A 24,932-nucleotide genomic window follows, 5' to 3' on the forward strand; every position below is an offset into this window, starting at 1 on the left:
AACTTAAGTTAATTACTGTAAAACAGTTACACTGAGGTAAATTTCATAACGGCGCGGATATTTTTTAAATTCGCCAAAACGATCTCCAGTGTAAAACGGTGACCGACTGCCACATCTGTTTCAACGGTCCACTCAAGGTCAGGTTTATTTTTATCAACAGTAATTAATTCATCTGAGGTTATAATCAGACTATCACCCTCATCCTTTACTTTATGAACAACTAATGCTAATACCATTCCATTCAGAAACTCTGATATCTCCTGTGATAATTTCAGTTTAAGTGATATTTTTTCTTTATATTTAAGGTCGTTATTATTTACACCAGGGGTAATAACTGAATCATTCAACATGAAAATACATTGACTTGCTTCCAGATATTTCTCATCACTGAAAATATGGCATGGAATTTTATAACTGAACTTACCCTGACTATTTAATACTACATCGAATTGAGTACTTTCTTTTCCGGTATAATTGAATTCCCAATCGGTACCCTGTAAATCTAATACTATCGGTGTCTCCGGATCAAACGAAACAGCATCCCGGTGATGGTCCCCTTCCGTCAGTTCCCAGGAAACAGTTTGTCCGCTGATTAAATTATCCGGTAAAAGTTTCAGATCCAGTGAATAGAATTCAAAAGCCAGAAAAGCAAAACCAATATTAAAATCAATATCGTATTTTCTGCCCATGTAACCATCAGTGACACGGACAGAACCTTCATCCTGTAAATCTGCAGACAATACCACACCATCCAGATGAACCGGTGCTCCTCCCCACTGACTCTGAATTTGCAATGAGAATTTTCCGCGTGCAGAAGCAGAGTCAGCAGATATCTGCCATGAGGTTCCGTTTTCTGCCAGACTGACTTCCTGACCACTCGGCGGATTACTGATAACCGAAACGTTGTTACTGGTTTCTGTAACTAATGAAACAGGAATATCCTTCAGTAAAGGATGAGGTTTCACTGTCAGTGTGCAGGTCCGCCCCGGCGCAAGAAATAAATCTCCCGGGGTTGTTACCGGCGCATTATTCAGCGTAATGAGTTCAATTCCTGAGATGATTTCCTGCGGCAGTGCACGACCGGAAAGCGTCAGTGGAATTGTCAATGGCGGAATATTCAGATCCAGATTAAAGAATCCTCCCTGCGGGGAAGTATTGTATATTACCCATTCCGCTGCATTGTCTTTCAGTGCCTGTAATTGCCCGAGAGCCGGTTCTGCTGTCAGTAATGTGTTATCATTGCTGCTCAGTTCTGCCTGTAAGCAGGACAATAATTTATTGACCGTACAATTTAGTGTCATACTCTCTTGCGCAGCAATAATTAACGGTATCTTTTCATTTATTTCCTGACCATTAATCTTCAGTGACTGAATCTCTTTTCCGGTATTATCCTGTAATGCAATAACACGAATTTCCTGTGATATACCGAACTGGTCACTGGTTAATAAGAATGTCAGTTCTCTGCTGTCGCTGCCTGATATATCAATATCCCATGACAATCCTTCCGGTGAAATGTCACGACCTTCCGCCGGCGTGATACTGACACCTGTATTTCCCTCTTTACTTTCGAGCTTAACTTGGCCAAAAGCAGAGTGGTTTTTATCGCAGGTCAGGCGAAAAGCACTCACCTCTCCGTTCATCAGATATCCGGCTTTCCCCGATAGATCAACATCGGCATTGTTTATAGCAACCCGGGCATCATCCAGCCACGGAGAACGGTCATAAACAATAATATCAAACGGATGGCGGCTTTCGCGTCCTGTTTTATCGGTTATTACTGCAACAAGTTTATAATTCCCGCTTTTCTCCGGTAAAAAGGCAAGAACAGCCATACCATCCGTATCCGTTTTGGTCGTACGGGCAAATTCCCCGTCATCAGTTTTCCAGCAAATATCAACATCCGGAACTCCCGGTAAATCCGGATATTCGTCATCATAGTCACAAACAACACGAATACTGACTTCAGCCGATACATTCTGAGCAATAACAGCAACCCCGCTGATTTTCGGTTCCGTCAATTTATAGAGGAAATCGCCTATTTCAGCGTTAAAAATAAAAGGTACTGAACTGTATTCTGACGCCAGTACTATGTCGAATGTCTCCGGAATATCACTGACCTTTTGTGTTAAGCAGGAAATAACCCACTCACTTCCCTCTTTTTTTAACGATTGCACTGTTTCCAGTTTGGGCTCAAAAATGATCGGATAGTTAGATGCCGGAGTATCACTATTCCACTTCAGCAAACAGCCAAGATCACGCCATGCACTGTCATCAGACGGCTTGATATTAAGAATATGCTTACGTCCATAGTTAAGTCGCAGATGGGGCTTATCTGCCGGAATATTTTCATGATCAAATACAATGGATTCCGGGCTGAATCCGCCGATATGTAGCTGCATATCAACGGCAGTCAGGTTAATCCCTTTATTCCCTGCTGATTTTCCGGCATAAAATTCAAGTCTTATTTCAGTATCTTTTTCTGATACATCAAGTAACAATTCATGCTGACTCCACTCTTTTTCATCCGGTAACGAAATTTCTTTCTTATCACGTTCACTTTCCCCGCTCATATATGTCAGAATCAATGAAACAGACGCTTTATTTTTAACAGAGTAATCAAACGATAATGAATAAAAAGGAGGCTGAGCTGACTTCCCGGAACTTTTTTTCGGTAAAATAACAGATTGTGAAACACTACCTGTCCCTCTGATATACAGATAAGTTTTACCATTCTCGTTTTTCTGTGTGTAATTACCCGGTTTACCTGTTTCCCACTTACCCTCATCCCATTTTTCAAAATAAGGATCTGATATAAAATTATGACCTTTAATTTCATCCTGGTTATATTTTTCAGTCATTCTCATTACTCTCTATTTTTACTGATTCAGTATTTTCCAGTAAATTATTTACGGCTGTTTCGAAGGCTTCATTACCACTTCTCGCTGTGTAATTAAGTTTGATAATAATATCATTAAGATTATCAATAAGTTCCGGGCTATTCTGCGGACGGGGAACAGATAACCGCCAGTGTGAAATAGCGCCTGAATGTTCAAAACTATGGTATTGTCCTCCGGTAGAGGCGTCTTCCGGAAACTCCCCGCTATCATCACTGCCACGGGAAAATATAATTTTCTGATTTATCCGCAAATTACGGATAATTAATTCACTATTTATTTCCTCTGTTGGTATATAGAGGGATTTAACCGCATCAATATCCGGTGAAACTAATAACGTATTCGATGTTTGCTCCAGAAGAACCCGCATATTCTGATATGGCGGTAATAATGTCGGAAATGTCACGGATAAAGAGTGAATTTTTCGTGCGTAATGTCCGGGGAAATCTGTATCAAAAAATTGATGGGATAACCCGAAGGACAGTTTTTTTGCTCCTTTTAACGCTTCTTTTACTTCATCCCATGTTGTCAGCGCTGTTTCATCTGTTTTAACCAGGTGGTTACTGACAAGCGATTTCAGTGAAATCGTTCTTGTGATATTCAGGCGGCGTGTATTTTGTTGTGTATACTCCATTTCCATTTCAAGCAGTGCTTTCTGTAATTTAACACCGACCAGAATACCTAAATTATCGCCGCTCCACAGATCGGCAGGAATAAACGTCTGCCGTTTATAATTATCCGTTTCATAACGCCAGGATGCCTCTGTTGAGGCACAAAATGTTCTGACCAAAGAACACAACTGATCATGCAATAAACCAATAATATTGACCATTTTTTCATACAAACTTTCGTTAACCTGCCTGGTTTGGCTGAAATATTCATACAAATTTTTGGCCTGAGTCTGAAGAAGCGTTGTATATTTAACGCTGTTTTCAGCTGCGGTAATGGCTACATTCTGGGCTTTGATTTGTTCATCCAGAACCGTGACTTCATTTTTAGCCTGCTCTGCAGAAAAATTCCATTCTTCCTGACGGCGGCGGTATTGTTCATCCAGCTGAACATACTCCGCGGTACCGCGCATAATATCTGCACTTAATGTCGCGACCCCCCCCACACCGGAAATTAGTGCTGTTTTACCATGATCGCCGGTATCCTGCGCCAAACCAAATATACGAGGAAAAGCAGCCGCGATACCTGCGGCAATAGCAGCACCCGAAATAACGCCCTGAAAGACGGATGAACTCACCAACAGATTTCTGGCCTGACACTCCTTTGTACTCGCACCGCCAGCGGACAGTTTTGTGTAATATTTTTGTTTGTTCTCAGCCATCGTCCGCGCGGCATTCAGAGAGAGCAACGTAGTTTTTTGTTGTTCCAGTAACGATGACTGAATACCGGCACTGGCCTGTGCAAGCGCTGTCGCATCATTTAATTGCATATTCTCAGTATGATAGCGTTCTTTTTGCTCGTAATAACTGAGACGTTTATCCCCTAATGTAATCAGTACCGCCGCCTGTTCTTTTGCTTTTTCCAGCATGTTCCGGAAACAATATGACGGAATATTTAATGACCCTGATTGTAAATACATCAATTCGGCAGTTCCGCCCAGCCGGGAACGCAGCAGGTCGAACGGATCAAACGCAGCAGCATATAATGGCAGGTTCATCATGTTGCCTTCAATATCCAGATAATGACGTAAATTAAATAGACGTTGATCCAGAACTGACTGTCTACTCAGTAAACTTGTCTGAACCGGCAGACGGAACCGCTCATTACCCAGACTGCCGTACCAGAAAAAGCCCCTGAGCTGTTTTGGTATATTTTCCGGATGTATTTCTGAAAATAACTCAGATAAGGTATTTTCCTGTACAGAATATGTTTTATTCTCCAGCAGTTCACTCACGATACATGGCTGCCATTTCGGCAAACTGCGCTCCTTTGGTATATGACCCAGCATTCCCAGAGCCTGATGATAAATTCCCCAGGCACGGGTAATGCTGTCACGGCTGAGCTGGCGGTAATTTAAATCGGCCTCGGAAATCAGGGTATCGATATACATTAAATAGACTGATTTACGATAATGAGAAGGAGCATCTTCGGATATCGCGTAAGGATCAGGTAATGCATTATCGTTATTTTGATATTTCAGGTCGGCCTGCGTTAATGCACGACAGTTCCAATAAGGAGGAGGTAATGATTCACTATCATCTTTTACTGATAAACGGTGCCCGTCATAAGGTGAAAAAATATAATGCAACCACTGACGGGCCTGATAATAAAGACGGTTTTGTGAAAAGCGACTAGCCACCAGATAAGGTAAATAAAAAAACAATTCCCATAAATACCGGCTGTTAGCACTGTATAAATCGAGTTTCTCTTTTGTATTCTCACCATATCCCGGTTCTTGTGCAATTTGTGCGTCCCAGTCAAAAATATGTCTGACTGCAATCTTGGCACGATAGATAAGATCACGAACCTGAACAGAATTAAGACGTATATTCTTCAGTGCTGCACCTGACTGATTAAAAGTCAAAAACTGCTGATGTTCTGTAAAGGTTTCAATAACAGGAGTTTCTTTCGATAACTTACTGATTGTAATTGTAAATTCGCCTTTTACACTTTCATTTGTCAATCCGAATTTAAAACGCACATTATCGATTTCTGATGTTTTATCCACCCAACTGAAGGTACACCATGGTGTATAACTGCCCTTCTGATAGATCAAATCCCCTTTCCAGTCTTCTTTTTTTAGCCCCTCTAATTTGTCATCGAATATAGATAGCTCCGCAGGGACAATAACGGGTTGCATCACCGTACTGACACGGTTTTTAATATGTGCCAGTAAATTTTTAGATCCCCCGGACGTTATCTGATAGGAAAAACCGGCACCGCTACGTATTTCTTTATTATTTTTTATTGCTATCAGGTCACATTGTTCCTGAGAAAGTGATAATATTTTCTCTGCGGAAAACCAGCCGTTATGCTGCGTAAAGTCCGCCTTATTAAACATAACGACGTTTTTATCAGACAGTGATAATGCTAAATATTCTGCTCCTTCGGTTGCCTCTGCTCTGACAGTAATATTATTTCGGTCTCCGCTGACAATAATACGGCCGTTACTCCATTCACTGACCGTTGCCTGGAGGTTAAGTGAAATAAGATCAGGTATTTTAGCTGAACGGTGACAAACTCCCCTGACACGTAACTGATGACGGTTATCTCTGAGAGAATAGAATGCCTCCAGCGATAAATTCGGATCATTGTCAGTACTGCTGATATTGCTTATATCCTTTGAAATACCAAAGATACGGTGCTGGCAGATATTTTCTTTTTCTTTTTCTGTGCTAAAAAATCGGGATGCTAAATTGCTCGTCCATCCATCCCCGAGAATTAACTTGCTATCGATGGTTAATTTTTGTCTGAGTACATTCAAAACATCGGAAAAAACAATATTATCCTTATTATCCTTATTATCCAGCCATGCAATAACCAGATAATCATCCCGTTGTTCGTCCTGAGTAAATGCAACGGACATTAATCTAAACGGGTTTGATTTATCTTCGGTTTTTGTTCCGGGCTTACTTTCATAGATTTTTTCATATAACTGTTCAGGAATATCCCATTTTCCATCCAATCCCATACGGCTTAGCTTAAGCGTGACCTTATATTGTTTCTTATTTTCAGCTCTGCTTCCTTCCGTTGGTTTTTCTTCATCCGGAATCGTTTCTTCCTTACCGGTCAGGTACACAATAAAAAGACAACCACTTACTTTGACAATCCGCATTTGCAAAATAGCATTTGCATCTTCAGTGATGTTCAGTGGCTGCCATTCATACCATGCACGGGGTGAAATATAAGCGGAGGATTTATCCGCTTTTATATTTGCTTCACGCCAGTAAAAACCAGCAGGCGATGAATTATTTTTACCAATAAAAAAATAGTCAGAATTCAGAAAACCATACCCTTTAAATCTATCCTTATCATTTCGTTCTCCGGGATAATCAACATACCCGGAGATGACATTGATCGCATTAACAGCTTCATAACTATGCAGATATTTAAGAAAAGCTGTTTGTATTCCCGCATCGTTCAGACTGTCACTCCCCAGGTCTGCGGCAAAGTTACTGAACAGTTTTGTTTTATCAGTAATATAATCAGGTAAATTATAGTCTTCCGGATAATCTTCTATTTTCTGATACGCTTTCCACAGTGAGATATGTCCGAGATAACCAGACCACCACTGCTGAAGCTCTTCACTAAATTCACCTGAATAACCGGGTTCTTTTTGATTAAGGATATTATTGATATATTGCTGAACACTGGCCAGTGCATCCGCAACATGGCTGGTTTCAAAATCAGCACTCGTTTTTATATCTGTTAAAAAGTAATCATACAGATCATCAGCATCGGTAATTCCCAGCATGGCTGTATTTTCATCTTTGCCCACTACATAATTAGTGAAGTAATCAACATATGCATCCCGTTTCTTCTCTGCGAGATGATTAAAAATCTGTTTTACATTACGAGGCATTTTATTCTCCCGTTATTTTTGTTCATTGTATACACCGGTGAAATTCATCCCTTCCCAGCTATTTTTAAATAAAAGAAATATCAACTTCATTGTAGTCTTCAGGCATATTTTCATAGAATACACGCACCGTAATATCAGCAGGTTCATCACTGACCAGCGTTGCGTAACATTTTCCGTCAGTATCAGTCATTCCGCCTTTATAAATAAAATGCCCTCCGGTTGCTTCCCAGCGGATATTTTTATCAATTCCAGGATTATCGTAGCTGTCACGGAAGAACGCAGTAATCTCGACCGGTGTTTTTCCGTCTGCCGGAATATCAACCGGATTTTCCGGTACGGTCTCAATACCTGTTGCGCCCAATGTACTGATGTCGCAATCAACCCGGATCTGAGGTAACGGAATATTCTTCACACCATAATGTGCTTTAATTAATGCAACCCCCTGCTGCAGCCCCGCTTTTAAGGTCACTGACGCCCGGCCTGATTTATCGGTTTTACTTTCAGTCCCTGATAATTCACCCTGTTCAGATACTTTTTCCCATGAAACAGAAATGCCCTCCAGAGGGGTACTTTCCAGCGTCTGTAAGGTAACGGTCAGTTGTGTCTCATCTTCAGCAACTCCATCTTCTTTCTGATTTTCACTGTAAACCAGCAGTGTTATCTGCCCGGCTGAAACACTGACGGTCAGGTCGCCCTGACTGGATTCATCATTGCTGTAAAGTGATACATCCTGCGCTGCCAGACTTTCCATTACCTGATCAGCAACAGACTGATACAGCGATGATTCGCTATCTTCATTCAGATTAAACAGAGAGATAACACTACGGGCGCTCAATCCCGTTTTCAGGCAAACTGAATGAATTTGTTTAACAAGAAGGATTTGCGGCAATGTCCTGATAATGGCATTTTCCGGTACAACATATTGCGCAGCCGTTAATAGCTCATTAATACTCCATCCCATAAAAAGCGACAGCTTATTCAGTGCCTGATCACGATACAGACGTATTTCATCACTGCTGCCATCTGTAGGGAGAAAATTAATAAGAGACAGATAATTCAGTAATTTTTCAGCCGGTTGTTTACCATCATCAATAAGCTGACGATATACTGAAAGCCGGTGAAGTAGCTGTAAGGTTGGTTTTTCTGTTTTCAGCCCGTACCAAAGATAATTATTATAAGATAATAATTGCGACATCATGGCGGGTTCAAGGCGAAAATGTGTAATAATGTCACTATAACGCCGCAGACCTGATAATAGCTCCATGACGTTGTTATCTCCCGCAGATAACATTTTATCATCAGGAAGTTCTCTGATATTTTTCAAAAATGATTCTGTATTACTTCCGCACCAGTACAATGCCGGTATAATACTGTCTGTTTTATTTCCGAGGTAGCCTTCGAGTAACCCACTCACACTTTTCCACTGAGCAGCTCTTTTTTCCAGAAGCACAGATAAAATTGTATTAATAATAACTTCTTGTTCTTCTGTTGTTACATTGATTAATATTTTTTTCGTTACAGAAGTAATAATATCTAACGCAGAGGTTTTATAACGATCCCAGTCAAGACCGGCATCAGTGTCCTTCAGAATTCCCTGTTCATTGACCAGACCATGTAATACCGAAACCCAGTCTGTATCCTTCGGTACACCGGCGATATACAATGCCTCATTATTGAATAACGTACTGTCTGTATTTTTTTTAATCTGACGGAACAGTTCCCGCTCAGTTTTATCCTCCTGGTCATCAACAATCGCAGGCGTGATCCAATTAAAGATTTGTGCTACCGATAATTTATTCTCTGTCCGCCATGTCTGGATACTGACCAATGCACTAATCGCACTGGTAATATCCGCCTGTTCAAATATCCCGTATACTTTGTTTTCCGGTATTCCGGTAAATAAACGTCCAAACTGAGCATCAGGGTTCATTGATTTCAGTAATGCGAGTAATTCCAATGGTTTTATTTTCAGCAAGCTGGCCAAAACCACGGGGCGATAAATAGCAGAAATAACATTCCTGCTACGGGTTAATACGTCCAGTCCCATAACTTCCCTGGTCTGCAGCGCCAGATAAGAAAAGGTATCGTAGTTAATACCAAAAACGCTGCAGATACGGTTAATATCCCGCTCTTCCATTTTTTTATCATCAAGAATAAAACGGTAATTAAAGCGATCATCATTATTAAATAACCGGTCAAAATCACTGATTTCTTTTCCCCGGCTGTAAATCGTAATACCATCATATAAAACAGAAAACTGACTGACAGTACATTTCAGTTTCCGGTTAAGGTTCACAAATAAACCTATTGCACGCAACGTATTACCGGTAATCGTCAGACCTTTGTCCAACTGATTATTTTCAGCACGTATAACAGAAGTCAGCAATGTATCCAACTCGTCATACGGCAGATTCAGCGCACGGGAAAGACGTAAAAAAACGTTCAATTCGTTCACACCGGCTCTCATCCATATAGCTGAGTATATGCTCATCAACATAGGTATCACTGCCGGTTTTGATTGCCGGTGATGTATTATTATTAATAAAAACTGATCCATAAACAGCAGGAGAAACCTCCGTTCCCTGCTCAGCGGCATAGCCGGTAATCGTTTTCGGATCAACATTCACAGATAAATGCGGTACATATTCCCCGCAGGAAAACAACGATTCCAGGTCACTGCGCTCAAGTTTTAATTGCTGACAAAAAACTGTGCTGTTCAGCAAATCCGTGAACTGTTCAACACCAAAATTTTGTTTAAAATACTGAGTATTGTCTTCTGTCTGACTATTTTTTACTTGTGGTACCGCCAGTAAAATTTCACGCAGACCCGGACCTAAATGGCTATCCAGCCAGAGTGCTGAATCTGAATATATTCCGTGCAAACCAGGCTGTGTAAAATAAGGTGCCTGAGGATCACAGCACCGTTTAATATCACCTATAGATAAATCATATTCATCTAATACGGCATAAATCTGATTCAGATAATTTTCAAACGGAAATCGATAGGGATAGCGCACATTCAGCATCAGTTTCTCAGGATCCTCACCTTTTTCCTGCTGACTAATTGCAGAACTGATAATTTTATTGATAATGTGAATTTTGGAAATATTTCCGTTTACATTTTCTTCATTCAGTAAAATATTATAAATATCCGGCCGGCGCTGTTTCAGTGTAATCGCTTTATCACTGTCTCCTTTCGGTTCAATCTCGCTTTCCGCAAATTTAAGCAGGTCATAAAGATAAGCAACGGCTCCGTGACCTGAATCTATCGCATCAGGTAATGTGTTTCCTGCCCAGTTTGGCGAGAACTGATCTTCATAGGTTAATTGCCGGGTTAATGCTTTCAGTCCTTTTTCTTCACGCGGCGATCGTGATACATTCAGCTGACGTAACTCCCGCTGTTTACGGATCACAGCATGGACCGCAACCGCCAAACGGTTATGCAGCAATTCAGCATCCGGATACCCAAGCCCGGGATAGTCTGCCATCAGTCCTTCCGTTCCCTGCTTCAGACGGGTAATAACCGATTTTTCAGTCTTTTTTGCTGATAGTTTATTTGACAGTCCCGGAAGCGCCTGATCTATTATGCGTGAAAAGAGTAAATTATGTTTGTCAGTTCCCATTAGAATTGCTCCTGAATAATGCAGATTTTAATAACGAAATACAGTCATCCGTGTCGTGTTTGAAAACTGACACTACCGAATGTAAATAATTTTCATCGAAGAATAATTAATTATAAAAATATTTCAGTTAATAATTAAATCCTGCCTTATGATTAAATTAGCCAATGCCATATAAAATAGTTTATAAGAATATGATATTGTTATCGTAAATATTTTTACGATGATTGCACTGTGTCATTTTCATCCTCCTGTACAGTAAACCAGGGTGTATATATATTATTGCGCAGATAACCTTTTGCAGTCACAACGCTGATAAGGCGTCCCAGCGGATCATAATAATAGGTATCTGACCACTGTTTTTTTTGCACGACATAATTACGGATATATCGCCAATCATTTATAAAATAAGGCTGATACTCACGAATAACATAACCTTTATTATTATACTCTTTACGGCCCGTTACCGCCCAGCGAAAACCGGAATCATTTATTTTCAGAGAGCACTCATTTTTTTCATTTCTTATAGTAGTATTACCAGCTGTTACTCTGGCAGATATTTGCAACTGACGGGAAAGTCCATCAAAAAAAGTCACTTTCTGCCGTATTTGTTGTGCGTTGTCATTATCATAACGGTCAGTCTGCAGCTGTAATATATGTGGCGGCAATCTGTTTTCATCCGGTATCATCACTGCTTTTATTAAGCAGCCGTTTTCTTCAGAAATACGTTCACGGGAAAATGCACTGAAATAACCATCTTCAGTAATGATATGATCATCTTTCAGCCTTGATATAATATCATTATATTCCGGTGTCATAAATTCAGGGGAGATTTTTAGCATCCAGCTGTTTGAATCATATAAAAATAACTCAGACACCGGTAAACGAGTTGTCAGATTAAGTGCATCAGTTACAGAATCAGGCATCGTTAATACAGCATCAGAATAACCGGTGTTCTTCCCCTGCTCTGTACCGGAAAACCGGATGCTGATAACCTGCCCTGTTCCGTTATGCGTCACAGTGGATATATTATTATTAACGTCAGTTATTTTAACGGGAGAAAGGTATTTAACATTATATTCAGGTCTGGTTATTCCTTTAGCTGAGTCAGTATATTCAGTAATCATGCAAGAATATCTGTCCCACTTCCATGTATTATACGCAGTCAGGTTTACCTCGCGGTAAGACACCGGTTTATAAAATTGTTCCTGAGCTCCGTATTTCGTCATGTCCCGTTGTGCTGCATAGATGATTTTTTCTTTCTCATTTTCTGCCGGAAATGCATACTCTGTTTTCTTGTATCCACCGGATGATAATAAATCCGCTATATTTTTTTCCGGGAAACAACGTTCCATTTCTTTAAGATGATTTTCATCAAATTCTGTGTTTTCCGTATAAGCCACCCTAACAGGAAAATCAGGTGAAAATAATCCGCTATCTCCGGTATTATTCAGATATGCCACACGGGTTTGCCCGGAAAATATAAACTTATCCTTCTTGTTAATCAGGCTGTCTCTCTGTAATAAACTCTCCAGTGAATAGCCATCCTGCGGCAGACTGTTTCCGTCAAATTCAGCCAAATCCCGGCGCTGTGTATTCGCTATCGCCAGTTGCCAGGTACCGTTTTCTGTTTTATCAAAATCGTAATAACTGTTTTGCTGTAATACAAAATGCAGTTTCTTTTGCTGTGTATCATAACTACTCTGCCATGTACTTTCCGGCAGGCTGTCTAGAACCAGGTAAGGATTAACACTCCCCTGTGGCCGCCGCGGGTAACTGATACTGACCTGTTTCAGTGGCGAACCATACTGATCACTACGCAGGATCACCGTTTGTGTGCATTTAGGATCAATCATAAACCGTTCATACAGATAGCTGCGATGTTCAATAACCGACGGATACACCACCGGATAACCGCCCCGTTTTTCAATCAGACGAACAGCAATCCTCTGCTCAGTGACCTCATAAGGAACTGCTGATAATTCGGATTTATCAAGACCGTAAACTTCCTGCCTGAGTAATTGTCCCTTTAATCCGCGACGCAGCCAATAATTCGCCGCTTCTTTACTCTCTTCCTCACATTCGGTTTCATTATCACCATAATTTTGCGTAAATCTGGGTGTAAAGCCGGGAAATGCGGCTTTATCTTTATTCCAGTATTCATCAGGAAACCGTTTGTCCAGTGATTCAATGCCTGTCGCAAACCAGCTGCGGGTTTGTTTTGGCATCGCTGTTTCCGGTTTACCTTCTTCATTTTCCGTCAGCAGAGAATCCGTTATTTCGACATAGCCAAAACCCCGGAATTCCCGCTCAGCGCCATCCCATGCACCATGACGGTAACGCACAGTGCTGGTCAGCGTATTGCCGGTAATTTCATCTTTGGTTTCCATTTGCCATACACAGTGAACCGGGAAAGGAAGATAACAGACCGGCGTATTCTCATGATTTGGCGTTGCTTTTTCGTCCAGCCACAGTTGCGCCGAACTCCGGTAACTCAGCGTGTAATTTACGCCCATGTTGTTATTTATTTCACTGAGGAGCCACGGTTTTTTGGTTGAGAACTCAAACAACCAATGACGCAGCTCCGGCAGCGGCCTGGTCAGGATCATACAATCCACGCCGTTTCCCTGAACATCAGCAAATTGCAGTTCACAGGTATGGTCATAGCGGACACCTTCGGGTAACGGTAATTTAACCGGCTCAGAAAAACGATTACCGCTCTGATTGATATAAATATCAAGGTGATCCGAATGCGCATAAATAATACTTGCCGAACCGTTACCGTCAATATCCGCCAGATAAAGGTTTGCAGGGTCAAAATCCTCTCCCGGAATAAAACCGGGAATATAAACAGGGTGACCAAAATAGCCATTACCTTTATTCGGCCAATAATAAACACCATCCATATTAATCCGGACCAGATGCTGCTGACCGGAACCCGGTAAATCACTGAATCCGGTAAAAGAACGTTCATCTCTCCCGAAAATCGGCAATGTTACATCGTCAGGCTGCTTAAAGATTGTGCCGGCCTTCCAGCCTTTACTGTCTGACGGATACAGCCGGACACTTTTCGGGCCGACAACCACTAAGTCACTCAACCCTTTACCGGTCAAATCAATTAATTGAGCTGCAGGATAATGAAATTCTGTCGGTAAACCGCTGAGAGAAGAGAAACGCAGCCATTGTTCCGCATTATCTTTGTCCTGCGGATAATAACCCTTTGTCCCCTGATGAATAACGACCCATTCCAGGCGACCGTCACCGTTCAGATCAATCAGCAGAGTGTGTTTATCCAATGCAGGAATGTCGGGTAAAAGTTGCGGTTTGCTCCAGGTAATAGCATTAATATCACTGCTGTTTTTATTTCTGACGGGGGAACGGTACCACCATGCCCCGCGATTCTTATACAATATGCCTTTACTGCCCTCGCCCCATAAATCCAGAAACTGATAGGGCTGATGAGAATTGAGTTTCCCGATATGATCCAATGTTTCCCATTGATGTTCTGACCATTTTTCCGGCTTTGTCCAGTTAAATTCAAGCGGTGGTAATACGGTTATCCCGTTTTTATCCGCCGGGTCATTAAAGCCGGATCGGCGTACAGCAACCAGCGTTGTGATAACAGGGGATTCGTCATAGGTCAGAACAAGGCGCGATACAAGCTCCGGGTCGCGGCCTTGATCGGTGTCATTTGCCAAATCAGCAACGCGGTGAAAAAGCAGAACCTGACGGCACAGGCGCCGGATACGGATGTCAAATCCGTATTCATAAGAGGAAAATATATCCTGACGCAGTGACCACCGATTCCCGGTCGGAATTTGCCAGCCGGGGATATCTGCCAGCGTACAGCTGCGCTGACCATAATCAAATACCAGGAAAAACAGCCACTGGTTATCATCAGCGTTATTATTCACACAAGGAAAGTTTCGCCCGCTCTTTTTATTGCCATAATAAATTTTTTCAGGATAGCGGTATGATTGTTCCGGATGAGCGTTTTTTTCATCTTCAGGACAATTATCTTCATTTTCATTACGGTAACGATAATAAATCTGCTCTCCCTGCGGGGATACCGAAGCATTAATTAACCAGCGGGCAATGTACTGCGGGTTATCCGGCTTATATAGGCGGGCCGAATCCTCATACCCGAACAGATGTGCCTGCCCGTCTGCGGCAAATATTACCCAAAATTCAGGCGGACACCCCGCTACTTCGCTTTCCGCCTGCCAGTATTGCAGCCGGTCAGATGTGGTTTCCAGCCGGGAACGATACTCAGTTACCCTGTATTTCGTTTTCAGGACGGTATCAAACAATTTGCTTTTCAGGGATGACACCGGGTTGCCGTCACCCCCCAAAACAGGAACAATGACCTCATTATCCGGGCCGGTAAATTCATCTTCATTATTGTAGCGGGGAACACCTTTCGCTACTCTGCGGCTGACGGCTGCCATACTGACCGTCCAGCCAAGGCCGAAGATATCATTGCCATTCCGGCTATTGTAATTCAGTACCGGTTCAGGGAAATAACCCCGCCCGTGGCTGACCGGCAGCGGAACAGAAAAGGTCGCTGCACCATCCGGCCCGATATTTCCCGGTCCGCCGGTCATTCCGGTAATCGCGCCGCCTCCTTTCGGCAGTGACGGCGTTTCAATTCTCATCTGTTCTGTATTATTCATTTTCGGTTTCCTTACAGCGGCCCACATACAGGCCGGAGATGGTTCATTAAGCGCGATCAATAAATGGTGTCGATGCTGGTAGCATCATCTTTACATTCCTTTCCACCCAACGGAGGGTTATCAAAAATAGAATCTAATTGTGATTTAAGAATAAATAAATCAAACTCAAGAAATCACTTCATTTTTATATAAGCAGACAAACCATTTGATTTTTAAAAGGTTATTTTTATGTTCTATTTTACCTTGATCACTGAATTCATATATTATATTAATGAAATAATAAAAACCATTCATGGTATTAAATCACATAGCATCCGGATGCTATTTCCACCATTACTGCTTATTTTTCAATGTTATTGATACTCTCTGCATAATTTATTCTCCGTTTAACCCTATCAGGAACTGAGCTGACAATACTGCCATACTCATCCTCGCATCGTGAATTATAATATTATGAATCACCGTCTATATTTTATTAATAATTACTCTAAGGACATCCCTGATGCCAGATATTTCTTTTCATGCTTCCATGAATTTTTTTTTAACCCTCCGGTAATAATCAGACTTCATGCCACTATCAGCACAACAATTATCATTTACTACTTTTACACCTGAAAAAAAAATAACATAGATAATATTTATCATTCCGAGAAATGTATTCATCGTAAAAATATAAAATTAATTTATTATGTATACCATATCAAAATTTTACTTTTTTTTGTTAAAGCAATAGTTAAATTAAGTGTATAGTCCTTAATTATCAGTTTCGTGACAGGATTATAAACATACCCTTTAATCGATATTTTTACGTAGGTTATACTTATGTTTTTTTCAAGACAACTAACTCAATTCTTTGCCATTGCTGAAAATGCCAGTTTAGCAGAGGCCGCTGCGCAGCTTAATCTGACACCTTCTGCGCTCAGCCATGGCATCCGTGAGCTTGAGTGTAAAACAGGTATTTCATTAATTAAGCGGACAGGTCAAAAAACATCACTAACAATTGCCGGGACACATCTTTATGAACAACTTCTACCTCATTATATAAAAATGACAGAGATAAAAGATAAATTATATGAACACAAAAATAACAAATTATCTATTAATATAAAGATTGACGAACTCTATTACACTCCGTTAAGAGAGAAAATAATTTCATTCTGTAAGGGAAAAAATAATCTCAGCTTGTCATTAACATCAGAAAAATTCCTTGACATTGAAAAGGAAATTATTCTTAACGACACGGACATAGTCATATCTTCTGCCGGTATAAAAAATAACAGCAAGATTAAATGTATCAACCTTCCCTCTGAAAGCATCGGACTGATCATTCATAATGACTTATTATCTAAATATAACTCCCTTCAATCATTAATTGAAAATGAACGAATCATTCAAAGAAAATATGAAATTAACGGGAGTGTTTTTAATGAATTCCTAAATAAATTTAAAAAAAATAATTGTTGTTGTAATAGTATTTGTGTATCAGAGGCAAGTGATATATCTGAATTTATTTCTTCCGCCCTCGGTTACAGTCTCATTGCTGAAAATAAAGCTTTCATTGCTGACATGAAAAATAAAAACTGTAGTTTTATTCCGCTTACTTTACCCTGTAATATGATAATTAACCGGCAGGTTTACTTCAGGAGAAACTGCAACAATATAATTACTGAGCTTATATTAAAAATAAGCGAATTGAATAATTGATATCAGACCAATTCATTCACAATAATAAATTTTACTGTTAAGTACGATGGGAAAAGTGAAGATGCTCCGGCGAAAAAACAGCCGGTCAGCTGTTTAACTGACCGGCATTCGCTCGTGAACTAACATTTTTTAATGTCATATTTCAGATACAGTCAGCGAACAACCAACACCGAAATCGGCGCATGCGCCACAATTCCTGATGCGGTAGAGCCAAGCAAATGGGTGGAAATGCTCGGATGGCGGGAACCAATAACAATAAGGTCGGCATTTATCTCTTTTGCTTTCGCAAGGACTTTATCCCGTGGTGTACCGTAATCAACAAAATAACGCACCTGCTCCGCAGGCAAATCAATTTTTGCGGCAATTACTTTTAATTCTTCTTTTGAACGCTCAACGGCTTTATCTGCAAATGAACTCAAAAGTTCATAATGATAATTATAACTTATTGAAAATTTAGAAATATCAGGCACAGAATGAAATAACATCAGCTTTGCCTGCGACATTTTTGCCAGATATACCGCATGTTTAAGTCCGTTACTGGTCAATACATCTTCTGTCACATCAATAGGAACTAATATCATTTTATACATACTATCCCTCATTATTGATTAATGTGCATCTGACTTAAGTATAGGCAGCATTAGGCAAATAGCTGTGTTCGCTATCCTGTTTTTGATAAACAAATTTTATTTGAGGTTAGTACTTAATAAGCGGGGAAAACATATCCGGTGATAATGTACTTATCACCGGATAACGATATCAGCAAATAGTGATATCAGCGGACAACCATGACAGAAACCGGGGCGTAACGAACCACACCACCGGCGGTTGAGCCTAATAAATGGGTGGATATATTCGGACGGCGGGAGCCGATAACAATAAGATCGGCATTTACCTCTTCAGCAGCCTGAATAATTTCATCCCTTGGTGAGCCGAAGGTAATCGTATATGCCAGACGATCTGCCGGCAGATCAATTGAATCCATCAGCATGCGTATATCTTCTTCCGCTTTAATCGTCGCTTTATCTTTTATTTCCATATAACCCAGGGCATACGCATTAATAATTGCGGATGAAATAGGCAGGACATGGACAATATGAAGCTTCGCTCCTGTTTCTTTTGCCAGATAAAGGGCATGGTTGACAGCTTTACTGGTTAATTCTTCTTCAGAGATATCAACCGGAACTAAAATTATATTATACATACTGCCTCCTGATACGGGTCATGCGATATGTCGTCACTATAATAAATTTCACTGAAAATATCTGTGAGATTGATACCGTTACCTCTTATTTGTCAGTGATTATCTCAGCCTGAAAAATTAACCGGTTACGGATGAGCCTGACATAATCAATGATTTCATGAGCAGTTAATCCGACCGGACCCATTCCGGCTGCCACACACTCATCGGCTGCCGCGCCATGAAGCCAGACTCCGCCGCAAACAGCTTCCTGCACAGGTAATTGTTGTGCCAGCAGGCTGGCGATAATCCCTGACAACACATCGCCGCTGCCCGCTGTGGCTAATCCGCTGTTACCGCTGTAATTACACCATAATGCGCCATCCGGAGATGCCACAAGGCTGCGGTGCCCTTTCAGAACCACCCAGCAGCGGTATTGTGATGCGAGTACCTGTGCCGCTGTCGCGCGGTCTGCCTGAATATCAGTCACCGTTGTATGTAAAAGGCGGGCTGCTTCCTGCGGGTGCGGGGTTATCACACAGTTGTCATGCAGCGTTGTGCCGGGAAGCCCGGCCAGGATAGTCAGCGCGTCCGCATCCAGCACCAGAGGCTTATCTGTTACCAAAAATGCATCCTGTGCCAGTTGACAGCTTTGTGTATTTAGCCCCAGACCGGGGCCTGTCACCATTGCAGTGACTGGCGGAACGTCTGCCGGGTCGCCTGCTGTTCTCAGCATCAGTTCCGGTGCATTTTCAATAAACGGTAATGGTAATTGTGGCTGATTAAAACAAAGAATAACTTTGCCGCAACCACTTTTCAGCGCAGCACATCCCGCCAGAATAATGGCACCACTCATGCCCTGCGCACCGCCGGTAATACTCAGCGTGCCAAATGTGCCTTTATGACTGTCTGCAGCACGCGCTGTTTTCAGCACCGGGTAATGGCTGGTTATCGTATTGATATCAATGCGGTTCATATTATTAACCCTATAGCCTGGCACGGATCGTTATTTATGCATATACCCTTATTCATTCAAACTGCAGGTGTGTTGGCTACGCTCAGCCCGCCGGGTCACATACTGATATATGCTCCCCGTCTGTCGGAGCTTGCCGCCTTCCTGCAATCTGAATGACGTTGGGTATATTCATCATCATAATGAGTCGATGAAAAAGAAACTAGGGTACTAACGGTCATTTCTGGTATTCTTTGCCGCTGATATATCGGGACAGATAAAATAAAACGGTTGAGGTTAACCATGAACAACGCATTTAAAACTGAAAACGAAATTGAAACATTGGCAGCGGAAGTCACTTGTTTAAAGGCGCTGGTAACATATTTACTGAAAGCAGTTGGTCAGGCTGATGCCGGCCGGATTATTGTTAATATGGAACGTCAGATCAGTGAGATTGATGATGAACACTTATCTGAGACGTTTAAAAATACTATCGATCAGATTAAAACGGTCTACCGGAAATAATTCTGCCGCCTGGCAATAAATGCGATTCATTCGTAATGCAACGAATCGCTAAAGAGAGGAAGAGGTATTCTTGTTACCATAAGTTTCCTGTACTAAATACCCTTCCTTTTATTTTTTTATTTATTCCGCACGCTGTTATGCAACGTGCGGATTTTTTTATTTTCTGATCTGCGCCAATGGTTACATCTGCGAGGGTTTAATCTCTTTCAGTAACCTGACGGCAAATAACCCGAGCACGGCAACACCCGCCACCAGTACGCCCCATAACAGCCAGGTTTTCCAGGCAAACGGGGGTGCCGCCGGAGGGGCCGGACGGAGTTTGTCTTCTCCTCCCAGCGTTCTGACCTGGTCTGATACCGTGGCTGACGGCAACTCTGTCTGGTTTTTCAGGGTATTTTCCGGCAGCATCTGTGAAAGCGGCATAAATACCGGTTCCGCATTATAAGCGCCCCACGCCAGAAGATACGGCGCGGTTCCCTGTGCATTAAAGGTCAGATATTGCGCGTATTTTATACCTGTCACCTTCGGCGGCTGATCACGCCAACTGCTGTTAATTGCGGCCAGACGTAACTGCCGGACAGGCTGATTATTGAGCACAATATTGGCATTGTGACTTTCCATGCCATTATCCTCCAGCGAAAACAGCACCTGATTTGCCAGCGGTAGCCACTTGCCGTCTGTTTCTGTCCGGTACTCAATCCGCACCGGAAGCACGGTATTTTGCTGTGCAATAGTAATCTCCAGCCGGTTCAGATACTGACTATTCGGCAAACTGTAAATCACCGCACCGTCCGGCTCTGCATTATGCTCAAAAACAAAACGATTCACATCCCGGCGCTCAACTGTCTGTAACCCGGTCCCTTCTGCTTTTGTAATAAGCGGCGGTGTCTGCCCGTTATCCCCGGTAACCGAGAGCAGCCAGTACGGCGCTTTTCTTTCTGATGCACTGACAGATGACGGAACCATTATTTGCTGAGCCAATAAGGTATCTGTGCCGGATGTCAGATCCATCAGCGGAATATCACGGGCTACCGGTGACCAGTTTTGTTTATCATCACTGCGGTAGAGGGTCGCTTTTGCCTGCATATTACCGGACTGCGCCGGCCAGGTCAGACTGACCTCACGCAGCGGCAGTACCAGCGGCTGATGATTGTCCGGCACCAGAAGATACGTCGCCGTTGCCGGACGCAGCAAAGTCCCTGCATTGTCATTGTAAATCGTCAGTTCTGTGCCGTTATCCGCTTTCAGGCGGATTTTACGGTCGTCATCACTTCCCTGCGCGCGGGTCTGTGAGAGCGGGTAAATAATAAACCGGACTCTGATCGTTTCGTCGGTTGTCTGCTTTGCTGATGTCAGTGCCAGCGGAACAGAATGACCGGTGTTATCAAACACACGGATATCCCGCAGATCCGGCCGGGCACTGTTCAGATAAACATTCTCCGGCACGGTCAGCCGGTAGAATGGTGCATTGCCGCCCTGCAAAACCAGTTCAGCGCCCTGATTAAAATCATTCAGGGTCAATGCCTGCGCCGGTGTTTCTGCCCGGGAAAGTGATGTCACTGATGCCAGAAATGCAGTCAGGATCATCAGACCGCAGCGCCATCCGCGATGATTTATTGCATTATTCCCTGAATTCATCCGTTCTGTTCCTTATTGTTATACTTGCCAGTCGCCACTTTCGGCGGTAACGGGGAGAAATACCCCACAACCAGGATAAGCAGCGCAACACCGATAAACGCGATTGCACGGGCAAGCCCGCTGCTCTGGTTCATATCAATGACAAAAAGCTTAATTATCACCACCGTCAGCGTAACCGCTCCCGCCAGCCACAAGTAACGTTTATGGTAACGGGTTGCGCTTATCATCAGGATCACGGCGGTCAGCGCCCAGATAATCGCCAGTGTGGTCTGAATAAACCGGGACTGAATCAGCGCTTGTGATGTCCATGCCGTACCATCAACAAACGCCAGCGCACGTATAAGTATCCCGTTAGCCCACCAGATACCCAGCGCAATAACAGTAAAGCCCAGCCAGCGGACAATATCTGCCCGGTAACGGACTTTCGGTCGTGTACGGATAAGCGCATTGCGCAGACTCCATAATGCGGCAATGCCGAATAATCCGGCCTCATCCAGCGGATTAAGCAGCGGAATATATGTCCAGAGGGATAACTGACCATCCTGAATATTCCCGCTGATAAGCATAATGACAAGTATGACCACAAGCGGATACAGGCACTGCCAGTAAAGCCCGGCATGTTTGTCCATCGGTGGCAGCGGAAGGTGCTGCAATATATAAAGCGTAAAAATGATGCCGCAGATTGCCAACAGATTAATAAAATAGATCCATTCATCCATACCCCACGGCAGGCGGTTGTCTACCCACAATACTTCTGCCAGCAGCAGACCGATCAGCGTCCACAGGGTCGCACCGTGCATCAGATTACGGACAATCTTCGGAACATTGTCCGGCAGGAGGCGGATAAAGGTCACCATACTCGCAATAATCAGCAACCAGATAGAACTGCCGTACACAGAGCCCAAAGGGTGATTACCGATGCTGATGTCACCGATGATGGCCAGAAGACTGAGTGACCACAGGAAGCCGATGCAGTAATACAGTTGAGTCCACTGCACACGGCGGGCAAGGAAATACCAGCACCAGACCGAGATAACCAGACCGGTCAGCAGATGTTCCTGCGACGACAGGAAATTCCCCGCCGGTGACAGCCACGGCAGCATCCATAACCACAATCCCCAGACTATCATTGCCAGAACAAGTAAAAGAGCCGAAACGGATTTACTGACGGAAAGTAACCGGTAATGATGATGCAGCGCACCCGCTGTCAGCAATCCCGCCCACTGAAAGATGTACATCCACATACTTTGCTGTGACCAGTAAATGAAATCCATACTGTACAGAAGAGATGCAAAACCAAATAAAACCAGCCCTGTCCCGCTCAGGACAGAAACCCGCTGTTTTTGCAGGCAGGCAAACCACAAAATTGCCAGTCCTTCAATGGTCCAGACAACTGACGTCCACTGTGCCGATAAGGCCAGCGGAACGGCAAGAGAAATAAACCCGGTGCTGAGCAGTAAAAAACCGAGTGAGAGCCTGTGACCGGGCTCTCTGAAACGACGCAGACTGATAACCGTCAGCACCATATAGATCAGACCAAAGCTCAGCGAGGAGATAGCCGTTCCGAGGTAAAATGGCAGTGTAATCGCGTATTGCAGCGAAAATGCCAGGATCGGTGGCGCAAACAGTAAAACAGAATCTACTGTCAGTTGTTTGCGGTCCCCGTCAGTCTGCATATGGAGCCGGGCATACTGCTGGGTCATCAGACCATACAGGATCAGGTTCAGAATAATAAAAATCTGGCAGCTCAGATAGTATTCCGGCTGGTAATTATTTACCCCCCAGAGCACCCCGATAACAAAGGTAAATGCAAAGCCGATAATATTGAGTAACCGCCAGCCCTGCCAGTGATTCATCACCAGAATGGATACGGAGAGCATCAGGTAATAAGAGAACAACGCGATATAGTTTCCGCTGCCGGTTGAAAGCAAGACCGGGGCGGCATAACCGCCAATCACAGCAAGAACCGCCAGACTGACTGCCCGCTGCACCACGGCAAAAAAGACCGATGCCATGCAGATAATCACCATCAGCAACAGAGCAAAAACAGGCGGCAGGAACTGATACAATTTATAGGCTGCAAAAATGGTGATATAGAAAGCACCCAGGCTGCCGCCCTGAACTATCAGGCTGTACAACCGGTTTTTATCGCGCACACGCCAGGCGGCGATAAACAGCACAACAGACAGCGTTCCCGCACCGATCAGCCGGAATTCCGGCGTCAGCATATTGTTTTCAATACTGAATTTCAGTAAATAGGAGAGACCGACAAACAGCAGCAGAATACCGACTTTTGCCAGCACATTGCCGTTGAGCAACCACTGTATAATAGTTGCAGCGGGATTATTCCGCTCCTGAATATCACCGGTATTTCCGTCATAAACAGGCGGACGATTAACCGGCTCCGCTGTTTTTGTTATGGTAACCGGTGCAGGAGTCGCAACCGGTACAGGGGTTGCAAACGGCGGCGCTTTCTCTGTCACCGCCTGCATTGAATACGGCGCAGGCGCGGGTTCAGCCCGGACAGCAACTGTTTCAATTTCAGTTTCCGGCACCTGTTCACCGGCAAGGTAACGTTTAAGAGCTCTGCGCAGTTCTTCCGTTTCTGCACTCAGGTCACTCACTTTGTCTTTCAGTTCAGCTGTACGCCGCAATGCCGTATACGCGATAAACGGCGTAACGATAATGATGGCCAGCAATACAAAACCACCGATGAGCAATGAATCCATATTTATCCTGTTTGTCAGCCGCCGGTACACAGCGCAGATAACATTTAATTTCAGTTAAGTGCCATTCTGCCTGTTTTGCTGATGAAAATCCCGCTGAGCCATGCGTTATTTAACAAATACAATAAAATCCTGTCATCCGCCGTTAATCCGATGTGAAAATACAATTGAATAAAGTCCGGCATCTGTTTCACACTTATTTTAATCAAAATTCATTTTCGCGGACTTTAAATGTTGACTGCCATCACAAAAAAGTGCAATTTTTAGATACAGATCACAACAACACAAGGATATTTGCCATGCGATTTTTTGCCCGCTTCTTAAAAGAATTAGACAAAGTGACTGCGTCCTTCTGTGTGGTCGCATTTTATCGTAATCGTCTCTGAACCAGCTTGTTAGCTGCATTCATAAACACCATGGCGGTTAAAATCAAATTTTTGTTTAAATGTTAAATTTAATTTGCAATGAAGATTGACATACATCAATCAG

General features: G+C 42.9%; 12 protein-coding genes. 2 read left to right on the forward strand and 10 right to left on the reverse strand.

Translation table 11 applies throughout. The features are described from left to right. Nucleotides 1-26: 26 nt before the first annotated feature. From AYY17_RS01140 to AYY17_RS01155, 5 genes are all read right to left on the reverse strand, one after another. Nucleotides 27-2,858 (reverse strand): hypothetical protein, encoded by a 2,832-nt coding sequence (locus AYY17_RS01140; protein WP_067420606.1) that lies wholly within the window; start codon nucleotides 2,856-2,858, stop codon nucleotides 27-29. After that, nucleotides 2,851-7,425, reverse strand: coding sequence for a Tc toxin subunit A-related protein (locus AYY17_RS01145; protein ID WP_067420608.1), 4,575 nt, complete (start codon nucleotides 7,423-7,425; stop codon nucleotides 2,851-2,853). The genes AYY17_RS01140 and AYY17_RS01145 overlap by 8 nt, the downstream gene beginning before the upstream one ends. Before the next feature lie 64 nt (nucleotides 7,426-7,489). Continuing rightward, entirely contained in the window at nucleotides 7,490-9,880 is a 2,391-nt protein-coding gene (locus AYY17_RS01150; RefSeq protein ID WP_235845237.1) for an Ig-like domain-containing protein, read from the reverse strand. Continuing rightward, complete coding sequence (locus AYY17_RS22015) at nucleotides 9,825-11,048, reverse strand: Tc toxin subunit A (protein ID WP_235845238.1); 1,224 nt, start codon at nucleotides 11,046-11,048, stop codon at nucleotides 9,825-9,827. The genes AYY17_RS01150 and AYY17_RS22015 overlap by 56 nt, the downstream gene beginning before the upstream one ends. A gap of 215 nt (nucleotides 11,049-11,263) precedes the next feature. After that, nucleotides 11,264-15,718, reverse strand: coding sequence for a SpvB/TcaC N-terminal domain-containing protein (locus AYY17_RS01155; RefSeq protein ID WP_067420610.1), 4,455 nt, complete (start codon nucleotides 15,716-15,718; stop codon nucleotides 11,264-11,266). 822 nt (nucleotides 15,719-16,540) lie between these two features. Here AYY17_RS01155 and AYY17_RS01160 point away from each other — a divergent pair. Then, nucleotides 16,541-17,422 (forward strand): LysR family transcriptional regulator, encoded by an 882-nt coding sequence (locus AYY17_RS01160; RefSeq protein WP_067420611.1) that lies wholly within the window; start codon nucleotides 16,541-16,543, stop codon nucleotides 17,420-17,422. Nucleotides 17,423-17,574: 152 nt separating this feature from the next. Here AYY17_RS01160 and AYY17_RS01165 read toward each other — a convergent pair whose 3' ends face one another. The 3 genes from AYY17_RS01165 to AYY17_RS01175 form a co-directional block, all read right to left on the reverse strand. Continuing rightward, on the reverse strand, nucleotides 17,575-18,012 hold the full coding sequence (locus AYY17_RS01165; protein ID WP_067420613.1) for a universal stress protein: 438 nt from the start codon (nucleotides 18,010-18,012) through the stop codon (nucleotides 17,575-17,577). 185 nt (nucleotides 18,013-18,197) lie between these two features. Further along, nucleotides 18,198-18,626 (reverse strand): universal stress protein, encoded by a 429-nt coding sequence (locus AYY17_RS01170; protein ID WP_067420615.1) that lies wholly within the window; start codon nucleotides 18,624-18,626, stop codon nucleotides 18,198-18,200. An 85-nt stretch (nucleotides 18,627-18,711) separates the two neighbouring features. Beyond that, nucleotides 18,712-19,578 carry an NAD(P)H-hydrate dehydratase gene (locus AYY17_RS01175; protein ID WP_067420617.1) on the reverse strand — a complete coding sequence of 289 codons (867 nt, stop codon included), beginning with the start codon at nucleotides 19,576-19,578 and terminating at the stop codon, nucleotides 18,712-18,714. 279 nt (nucleotides 19,579-19,857) lie between these two features. On the opposite strand from AYY17_RS01175, the gene AYY17_RS01180 reads away from it, so the two are divergent. After that, entirely contained in the window at nucleotides 19,858-20,079 is a 222-nt protein-coding gene (locus AYY17_RS01180; protein WP_067397983.1) for a DUF2594 family protein, read from the forward strand. Between the two features lie 180 nt (nucleotides 20,080-20,259). On the opposite strand, the gene AYY17_RS01185 is transcribed toward AYY17_RS01180, so the two are convergent. Both AYY17_RS01185 and AYY17_RS01190 read right to left on the reverse strand, forming a co-directional pair. Then, on the reverse strand, nucleotides 20,260-21,717 hold the full coding sequence (locus tag AYY17_RS01185; protein ID WP_067420619.1) for a DUF3999 domain-containing protein: 1,458 nt from the start codon (nucleotides 21,715-21,717) through the stop codon (nucleotides 20,260-20,262). Next, the gene (locus tag AYY17_RS01190) at nucleotides 21,714-24,446 is read right to left on the reverse strand and encodes a DUF2339 domain-containing protein (RefSeq protein ID WP_067420621.1); all 2,733 of its coding nucleotides are present in this window, start codon (nucleotides 24,444-24,446) and stop codon (nucleotides 21,714-21,716) included. The genes AYY17_RS01185 and AYY17_RS01190 overlap by 4 nt, the downstream gene beginning before the upstream one ends. Nucleotides 24,447-24,932: the final 486 nt, after the last annotated feature.

The organism is Morganella psychrotolerans (assembly GCF_001676055.1).
Taxonomy (GTDB): Bacteria; Pseudomonadota; Gammaproteobacteria; order Enterobacterales; family Enterobacteriaceae; genus Morganella; species Morganella psychrotolerans_B.

Bases quoted from the DNA above. Each gene is read 5' to 3' on its own strand.
- AYY17_RS01140 (WP_067420606.1), bottom strand. From the start codon at position 2,858: ATGACTGAAAAATATAACCAGGATGAAATTAAAGGTCATAATTTTATA.
- AYY17_RS01145 (WP_067420608.1), bottom strand. From the start codon at position 7,425: ATGCCTCGTAATGTAAAACAGATTTTTAATCATCTCGCAGAGAAGAAA.
- AYY17_RS22015 (WP_235845238.1), bottom strand. From the start codon at position 11,048: ATGGGAACTGACAAACATAATTTACTCTTTTCACGCATAATAGATCAG.
- AYY17_RS01155 (WP_067420610.1), bottom strand. From the start codon at position 15,718: ATGAATAATACAGAACAGATGAGAATTGAAACGCCGTCACTGCCGAAA.
- AYY17_RS01160 (WP_067420611.1), top strand. From the start codon at position 16,541: ATGTTTTTTTCAAGACAACTAACTCAATTCTTTGCCATTGCTGAAAAT.
- AYY17_RS01165 (WP_067420613.1), bottom strand. From the start codon at position 18,012: ATGTATAAAATGATATTAGTTCCTATTGATGTGACAGAAGATGTATTG.
- AYY17_RS01170 (WP_067420615.1), bottom strand. From the start codon at position 18,626: ATGTATAATATAATTTTAGTTCCGGTTGATATCTCTGAAGAAGAATTA.
- AYY17_RS01175 (WP_067420617.1), bottom strand. From the start codon at position 19,578: ATGAACCGCATTGATATCAATACGATAACCAGCCATTACCCGGTGCTG.
- AYY17_RS01180 (WP_067397983.1), top strand. From the start codon at position 19,858: ATGAACAACGCATTTAAAACTGAAAACGAAATTGAAACATTGGCAGCG.
- AYY17_RS01185 (WP_067420619.1), bottom strand. From the start codon at position 21,717: ATGAATTCAGGGAATAATGCAATAAATCATCGCGGATGGCGCTGCGGT.
- AYY17_RS01190 (WP_067420621.1), bottom strand. From the start codon at position 24,446: ATGGATTCATTGCTCATCGGTGGTTTTGTATTGCTGGCCATCATTATC.